We start from the raw sequence: 6,479 nt of genomic DNA on the forward strand, positions 1-6,479 counted from the left end.
CCCCCAGGGCCATTCGCCCGGATCAGTGACCGTCACCTCATCGTGGAAGCTCGCCCCTCCGTCGGCGGAAAGGAGCGCCCTCAGGCGGAACCCTTCCCAGTTCATGACGCACAGCGTCCCGGAACCGTCTCCCATCACGGTTGCGGAGGAATCGATGCGCCCCACGCTTCCGAGAGAGCCGCTCAGGATCGACTCCTCCGCCGGGACCGTTTCCAGGAACGCCGCGCTCTCGGTCACCCCTCCCTCGGTCGCCGGATCCGGCGAGGGGAGGCTCCCGGCGGCCCGAACGGCGGCCCCGGTCGGAGGGATGGCGTCGAGAGACAGCGTGTGCGGGGGTGAGGAGATCCCGAGGCTGGCCGCCACCCCCGCAACCGCGGCGGCCGCCCAAACGAGACGCTTCATGCCTTGACCTCCAGCGGCCCCCGGGGGGCCGCATCCCTTCCTGCCTATACAGTCGGTTCTGGAGGCCGAATCTCCCCCCGGAACAGCGCGGAAGGCGATCGAGGCGGTCCGTCGGCCGGAACGGACCCGGCCGACGGGCTGGCCCCGCGGCGCCGCCCGCCCCGACGAGCGTGTTCCGGATCAGGAGCTCGCGACTGGCGAAGCCACCGTCCGCTGGTCCGGCGCCGCAACAGCCGGCGTGGGCAACCGCGCCTCGCGCGCCAGTTCGAGATAGAGCCGCTCCTGGGCGCGGACCATCTCGTCGATGTCCCACGGGCGCACGTGGAGCCGCGCGGCCCGACCGAAACGGCGGGCGAGCGCCGGATCGCGCAGCAAGCGGCTGACGTCCGCCGCGATCCCCTCGACGTCGCCCGGCGGCCGGAGGAAGCCGGTGCGGCCCGGCAGGACGGCCTCCGGCGAGCCGTCCACCGCCGTCGCGACGACCGGCTTTCCGGCCGACATCGCCTCCGGAATCACCCGCGGCAGCCCCTCGTGCCGGCTGGTGAGGACGAGCACGTCGAGATCGCCGACGACGATTTCCGGGTCGCGGCGCCACCCGAGGAGGAAGAAGCGCCCCGCGAGCCCCGCCGCCGCCACCGCCCGCTCAACCTCCGGCCGGAGTTCGCCGTCTCCGGCGAGGACGAAGCGCGCCGTCGGGTGCGCCTGCGCCACGCGCGCGGCGACGGCGACGAAATCGAGGGGCGCCTTCTGCGGCTTGAGACAGGCGACCATTCCGACCAGCGGCGCGCCTTCCGGTACCCGCAGCTCCTCCCGAAGCCGGCCCGAGCCGGTGGAGCGGCGAAAGCGTTCCAGCTCCACCCCGGACCGAATGACGCGGAACGCCTCGGGAGGGGCGATGTCGCGGCTCACCCCGGTCCGGACGTTCGCCTCCGAGACCGCCACGGTCCGCGTGGTCAGGAGCTGTGCCATCTGCTCGGCGAGGACGTACAGAGCGCGGCGCGTGCGCGGCAGGCCGTCGTGAAAGCCCCATCCGTGGACGGTGTGCACGATCACCGGAACGCGCGCGAAGAACGCGGCGGCGCGGCCGAGGATGCCGGCCTTCGACGAATGCGTGTGGACGATGTGCGGCGCGAGGCGCTTCAGCCTCCGCGTCAGATCGATCAGGGCGCGCGCGTCGTCGAGCGGGCGGATCTCGCGGCGCAGGGGCGGGCTCGTCTCGAAGGTCACGCCCACGATCCGGCGCGCCTCCTCGTCGAGCACTCCGCCCGGTCCCGCGATCAAGGAGGGATCGAACCGGCGCCGGTCCAGGTGCCGGACGGTGTAGAGCGTGTTCTGTTGCGCGCCCCCGAGTTCGAGCTTGGTGATGACGTGGCAGACCCTCAGGCGGTGACCAGCGCCGCCACCCGCTCCGCCGCCTGCCGCCCGTCGATCAGGGCGCGCTCCATGTAGCTGTACGTCCATGCGCCGAACCTGCCGATCGAGAGTATCCCGTGCCGCTCGAGGCGGGCCAGGGCCGCCCCGACCGCCGGCGTGCGGTGGCGGTCGAACAGCACGTACGCGGGATCGAGCACGGCCCGCTCCCACAGCAACGGCCGCTCGGACGCCTCGAGGATCCCGGCGCGCGCGAGCCCCTCGCGAGCCGCCTCCAACAGCGCGGTGTCCTCCGGCACGGGCGCGCCCGCCGGCCGCGCGAACTCGACGGAGATCGACGAGCAACCGGGCGGCGCCATCGCCGGGCAGACGTTCGAGGGGAAGCCGACCCGATAGAAGGGGAATTCCGGCTCCGGGAAGTAGATCCAGTGCGCCCCGCCCGCCAGCGAAGCGCGCCGGACGCCGATCCGCACCTCGTCGACCGCGGTCCAGCGGAGCCGGCCCGCCAGCTCGGCCAGCTCCTCCTGCCCCTCCCGCGCGCGGTCGCCGGTCACCCTGCGCAGCAGGCTCGGCAGGGGAATCGTGGAGACGATCCGCTCGTAAGGCAGCCTTTCCCCGCCCGCGAGCCGCACCTCGCGCCGCGCCACGTCGACCGCCTCGACCTCCGCCCCGAGGCGCAGATCGGCACCGACCTGCTCCGCCAGGGCCGCTGCCAGGCGGCCGATCCCGCCGCGCCGCGGGTAGCGGAAGGTCGGGTTGTAGCCGAGACCGTGGTTCGGAAGGCCGAGGGCCCCCCGGACCACCTGCTCGAGGCTCGGGCGCGGGACCGCCCAGGCGACCCACTCCGCCGTCAGCTCGTCGGGATCGGCGCAGAAGAGCTTCGCGTTGTACGGGATCAAGAACGCCTCGGCGATGCCGTCGCCGAAGACCCGGCGTGCCCAGACCCCGAAGGGCATCGTGTCGTCCTCGGGAAGCGGCCGCTCGCGGGCGCGCACGAAATCGACGAGGCACCGCGCCACGGTTTCGGCGTCGAGGCCGTGCAGGTGCGCCTGGAAGGGAAACGGCAGCCGCTTTCCGCGGCAGTGGATCTCGGCCCGCCTGGCCACGACCTCCAGCTCGCCGCCGAGAAGCTCCAGGACCCACCGCGTCGTCTCGGGATCGCGGAGGTGCAGGTAGTGCCCGGTGAAGTCGAAGACGAAACCGCCGCGCTCGGCCGACCGGCACAGTCCGCCCGGCTCGCTCTCCTTCTCCAGGATCAGGCGCGGCACGTCCGGAAGGCGCCGCGCGAGGTGCCACGCCGCCGACAGCCCGGCCAGCCCCCCGCCGAGGATCAGGATCACTGCGCGCCTCCCGGGGCCGACCGCCCGGCGGCCCTCACCGGCCTAATATGACCGCTCCGGAGCGAAACGCCACGCACTCCCGCGGACCGTCGCGGAAGGCCGTCGCGGTTCCGCTCACAGCGACATGTCGATGCGGCGCAGCCATACCGCGAGCGCCACCGCGGCGAAGAGCAGCCCGGCCAGAAGGGCCGCCGCCCAGGCCACCGGAAGAAGCATCACGCCGACCCCCGCCGATCCCGTGACGATCGCGGCGGCGACGTTGGCGCGGACGGTGGCGCGGGTCGAAAGGCGCCACTTCCGCAGGCGCAAGGCCACGTGGTCGGGGCTCCCGAGCATCACCGGCAATCCGCGGCGCCATCGGACCCACATCACGAACAGCATGTCGAACAGCGGCACCGCGAGGATGAGCAGCGGGGCGACGATCCCCAATCGGTGGCGCGCCGTGTAGGCGTTGATCATCGCCAGCGCGCCGAGGAGGAAGCCGGCGAAGAGGCTTCCCGTGTCCCCGAGATAGATCCGGGCCGGCTCGACGTTGTACCGGCGGAAACCGAGCAACCCGCCGGCGAGCGCCGCCCCGAGGAAACCGGTGTCGGTCAGCCCTCCCGCGAGCGCGATGCCGGCGAAGAACAACGCCGCCACCGCGCCCACCCCGCTGGACAGCCCGTCCATGACGTCGATCAGGTTGAGCGCGTTGGTCGCAGCCAGCATCCACACGACCGTCAGCGGGATCGCCACCCACCAGGGGACGAAGACGATCTGGATCGACACGCCCGCCTTGATCAGCACCAGCACCGCGAGAAGCTGGCCGGCCAGCTTCGAGGCCGGCTTGAGCGAGCCGAGGTCGTCGAGCAGGCCGAGGATCAGGACGATCGAAGCGCCGAGGAGCACGGCGAGGAGCTGGTGACCGAACCGGTAGGTCACTCCGAGCGCCAGCAGGAGGCCGAGGGCGACGGCGAGACCGCCGAGGTAGGGAACCGGCTCTTTCTGGGTCTTGAGCCGGCCGTCGGGCACGTCGACGATGCCGAACCGCCGCGCCGCCTCCATCAGGCGCGGCGTCACCGCCGCCGCCGTACCCCAGGCCAGCAGCAGCGCCAGCACGGCCAGCCCGATCTCCGCGGCGCGGCCGCTCACGGCGCGGACTCCCCGGCTCGCCAGATCCCGCGCGGCGGAACGCCGCGCCGCCACGCTCCCCACCGTCCCGCGCGCGTCCGGTCCTCGCGCCGCCGCTGCCAGGCGCGCCCGAAGGCTCCCCGGTGACGCCACAGGTGGCGGTAGACCGAGGGGGCGCGGAAGAGAAGGAAGGCCTGCCAGGCGGCCTCGCGGGCGAGGATGAACGGGAGGTCCGCCAGAAAAGAGGCGGCGCGGTCGTGGCGCAGGATCGTCAGCCAGCGGTTCTTCACGATGTGCGCGATCACCTCGGGCGGGCGGACGGCGGCGAGCCCGACGCGGCCCGCCCGCTCCCCGCCGGCCCGCGCGTGGACCGCCACGGCGGCCCCCACGTGCACCGCTCTCCACCCGGCGCGCCAGGCCCGCCAGCCGACCTCGAGATCCTCGTGGAAGGCGAAGAAGTCGGGGTCGAACAGCGCGCCGCCGTCGGCGATGTCCTCCACCATCTCCCGCCGGTACAGGGCCGCCGCCCCGCAGGCGGAGAGAACGGGACCGTCGCGATCGCGCGCCGGGTCGAGCGGCCGGCCGAACCCCCGGTCGATCGTCTTCCTCGAACGCGCCAGGAACTGGCCGCTGCTGTCGACCGTCTTCCGGTCGGGCCGGAGGAGGAGTCCCGCCACGATCCCGACCCGCGGGTCATCGAACGCCGGGAGGGCCGCCTCGAGGAAGTCCGGATCGAGCCGCGCGTCGGGGTTGAGCAGCAGCAGGAACCGCCCCCTCGCCAGCGCGAGCGCGCGGTTGTAGCCGCCGGCGTAGCCGAGGTTCTCGGGGAACCAGACGACCTTCACGCGGTCGCCGTAGCGCGCGGCCACGAACGCGGCCGTGCCGTCCCGGGAGGCGTTGTCGCAGACGATCACCTCCACCGGTCCCACCGTCTGAGCCAGCGCCGAGTCGATCGCCGGACCGACGATCCCCCGCGCGTTCCACGTGAGGATCACGATGCTGGCCAGCGGGAGGTCGTGCATCGGCGCCCAACCTAGGGACGTCGGCCCGGAGCGGTCAACCGCTCCGGTCCTGCCGGTTCCCCGGTGCGCAACGCGGGAGGCTCGGGCGGGGCGAGGACGGCGCGCTCGTACGGGCTCGCCGGCACGATGCCGCGGGCCACCCGCGCCGCTTCCTCCAGCGCCGCCATCTCTTCCCGCGCCGCCTCGACCTGCCCGGCCTCCTCGTACAGGCGCGCCAGATCGGCGAGCGCGCCGAGGTAGGCCGGCTCCCACGCGAGCGCGAGCGCGAGGTCGGCCGCCGCCTCGCCGCGCCGGCCGAGCGCCGCCTCGAGTCGCGCGCGCCCCCGGCGCGCGGTGACGTCCCGCGGAAGCCTCGCGAGGGAGGCTCCCCAGGCGGCGAGAGCGTCCTCGCAGGTGATCCGCTCTGCGAGCGGGCCGCGGCATGACGCGTCGAGGACGAGGGCCCGGGCGCGCCACGCGGCCGGGAGCGCACGGTTCGCCGCGATCGCGCGGCGCGCCGCCTCGAGCGCCGACGCGGTGCGGTCGAGCGGGCCGCCCCCGCCCGACCCGAGGGCGGCCAGCCAGGCGTCGTCGCGAAGAGGGTCGAGCGCCGCGGCGAGCTCGGCATCCCCCGCCCGGAGAGCCCGGTCGGCCGCGTACGGGCGCAGCTCCCCCGCGCCGAGCCACACGGCGAGCGCGAGTGCGGCGGCGAGGCGGAGCGGCCGCCGCGGCTCGGAACGCGGCCGGTCGCTTCCGATAAGCGCCACGGCGAACAGCGCCGCCAGCAGCGCCGCCGCCGGCCGTTCCGCGAGGAAATCGTCGGCCAGGCCGTGGGCCGCCAGCGCCGCGAGTCCCGCGAGGAGGCCCGCCTGCGCCGGCGCGCGGCGAGCCGCCCGCCAGATCCGCGGGAGCAGACAGCCCGCGAGCACGCCCGCCAGCAGGAGCGCCGGCAGGCCGCCGGCGAGCGCGAGGCCGAGCGGATCGGAGTGGGGCCCGCGGAAGACCTTCGCGTAGCGGACGAGCGAGCCGTCCACCGGGAAGGCGTACGCCGGGGCGATCGAGCGGAACCCGCCCGGTCCGAACCCGAACCACGGTGCGTCCGCGAGCGCCTTCAGGGCTGCGGGCCAGATCGACAGCCGCGCGACAGCGAACGGATCGCCCGCGCGAAAGCGCGCCAGCAGGAACGGCACGCCTGCGGCCGCCCCCAGCACCGCCGCTCCGGCCACCGCGAGTCGGACCCGCCGCGCCCCCAAGG

General features: G+C 74.5%; 6 protein-coding genes. All 6 read right to left on the bottom strand.

Features of this window, described 5'->3' with window-relative positions; all coding sequences use genetic code 11:
* Window positions 1-402, bottom strand: a 402-nt coding sequence (locus D6718_13540; protein ID RMG42666.1) for a hypothetical protein, incomplete at its 3' end; no start/stop codon positions are given.
* Between the two features lie 180 nt (window positions 403-582).
* Entirely contained in the window at window positions 583-1,863 is a 1,281-nt protein-coding gene (locus tag D6718_13545) for a glycosyltransferase family 1 protein (protein RMG42667.1), read from the bottom strand.
* Window positions 1,782-3,113, bottom strand: a complete 1,332-nt coding sequence (locus D6718_13550) for an FAD-dependent oxidoreductase (GenBank protein ID RMG42668.1) — start codon at window positions 3,111-3,113, stop codon at window positions 1,782-1,784. The genes D6718_13545 and D6718_13550 overlap by 82 nt, the downstream gene beginning before the upstream one ends.
* 114 nt (window positions 3,114-3,227) lie before the next feature.
* On the bottom strand, window positions 3,228-4,298 hold the full coding sequence (locus tag D6718_13555; GenBank protein ID RMG42669.1) for an undecaprenyl/decaprenyl-phosphate alpha-N-acetylglucosaminyl 1-phosphate transferase: 1,071 nt from the start codon (window positions 4,296-4,298) through the stop codon (window positions 3,228-3,230).
* Window positions 4,241-5,668, bottom strand: a complete 1,428-nt coding sequence (locus D6718_13560) for a glycosyltransferase family 2 protein (GenBank protein ID RMG42670.1) — start codon at window positions 5,666-5,668, stop codon at window positions 4,241-4,243. Before D6718_13560 ends, D6718_13555 begins: the two co-directional genes overlap by 58 nt.
* Complete coding sequence (locus D6718_13565) at window positions 5,257-6,477, bottom strand: O-antigen ligase domain-containing protein (protein ID RMG42671.1); 1,221 nt, start codon at window positions 6,475-6,477, stop codon at window positions 5,257-5,259. Before D6718_13565 ends, D6718_13560 begins: the two co-directional genes overlap by 412 nt.
* Between the last annotated feature and the right edge of the window lie 2 nt (window positions 6,478-6,479).

The sequence above is a fragment of the Acidobacteriota bacterium genome (genome assembly GCA_003696075.1).
Lineage (GTDB): Bacteria > Acidobacteriota > Polarisedimenticolia > J045 > J045 > J045.

Bases quoted from the DNA above. Each gene is read 5' to 3' on its own strand.
- D6718_13545 (RMG42667.1), bottom strand. From the start codon at position 1,863: ATGGACGTACAGCTACATGGAGCGCGCCCTGATCGACGGGCGGCAGGC.
- D6718_13560 (RMG42670.1), bottom strand. From the start codon at position 5,668: ATGCCGCGGCCCGCTCGCAGAGCGGATCACCTGCGAGGACGCTCTCGC.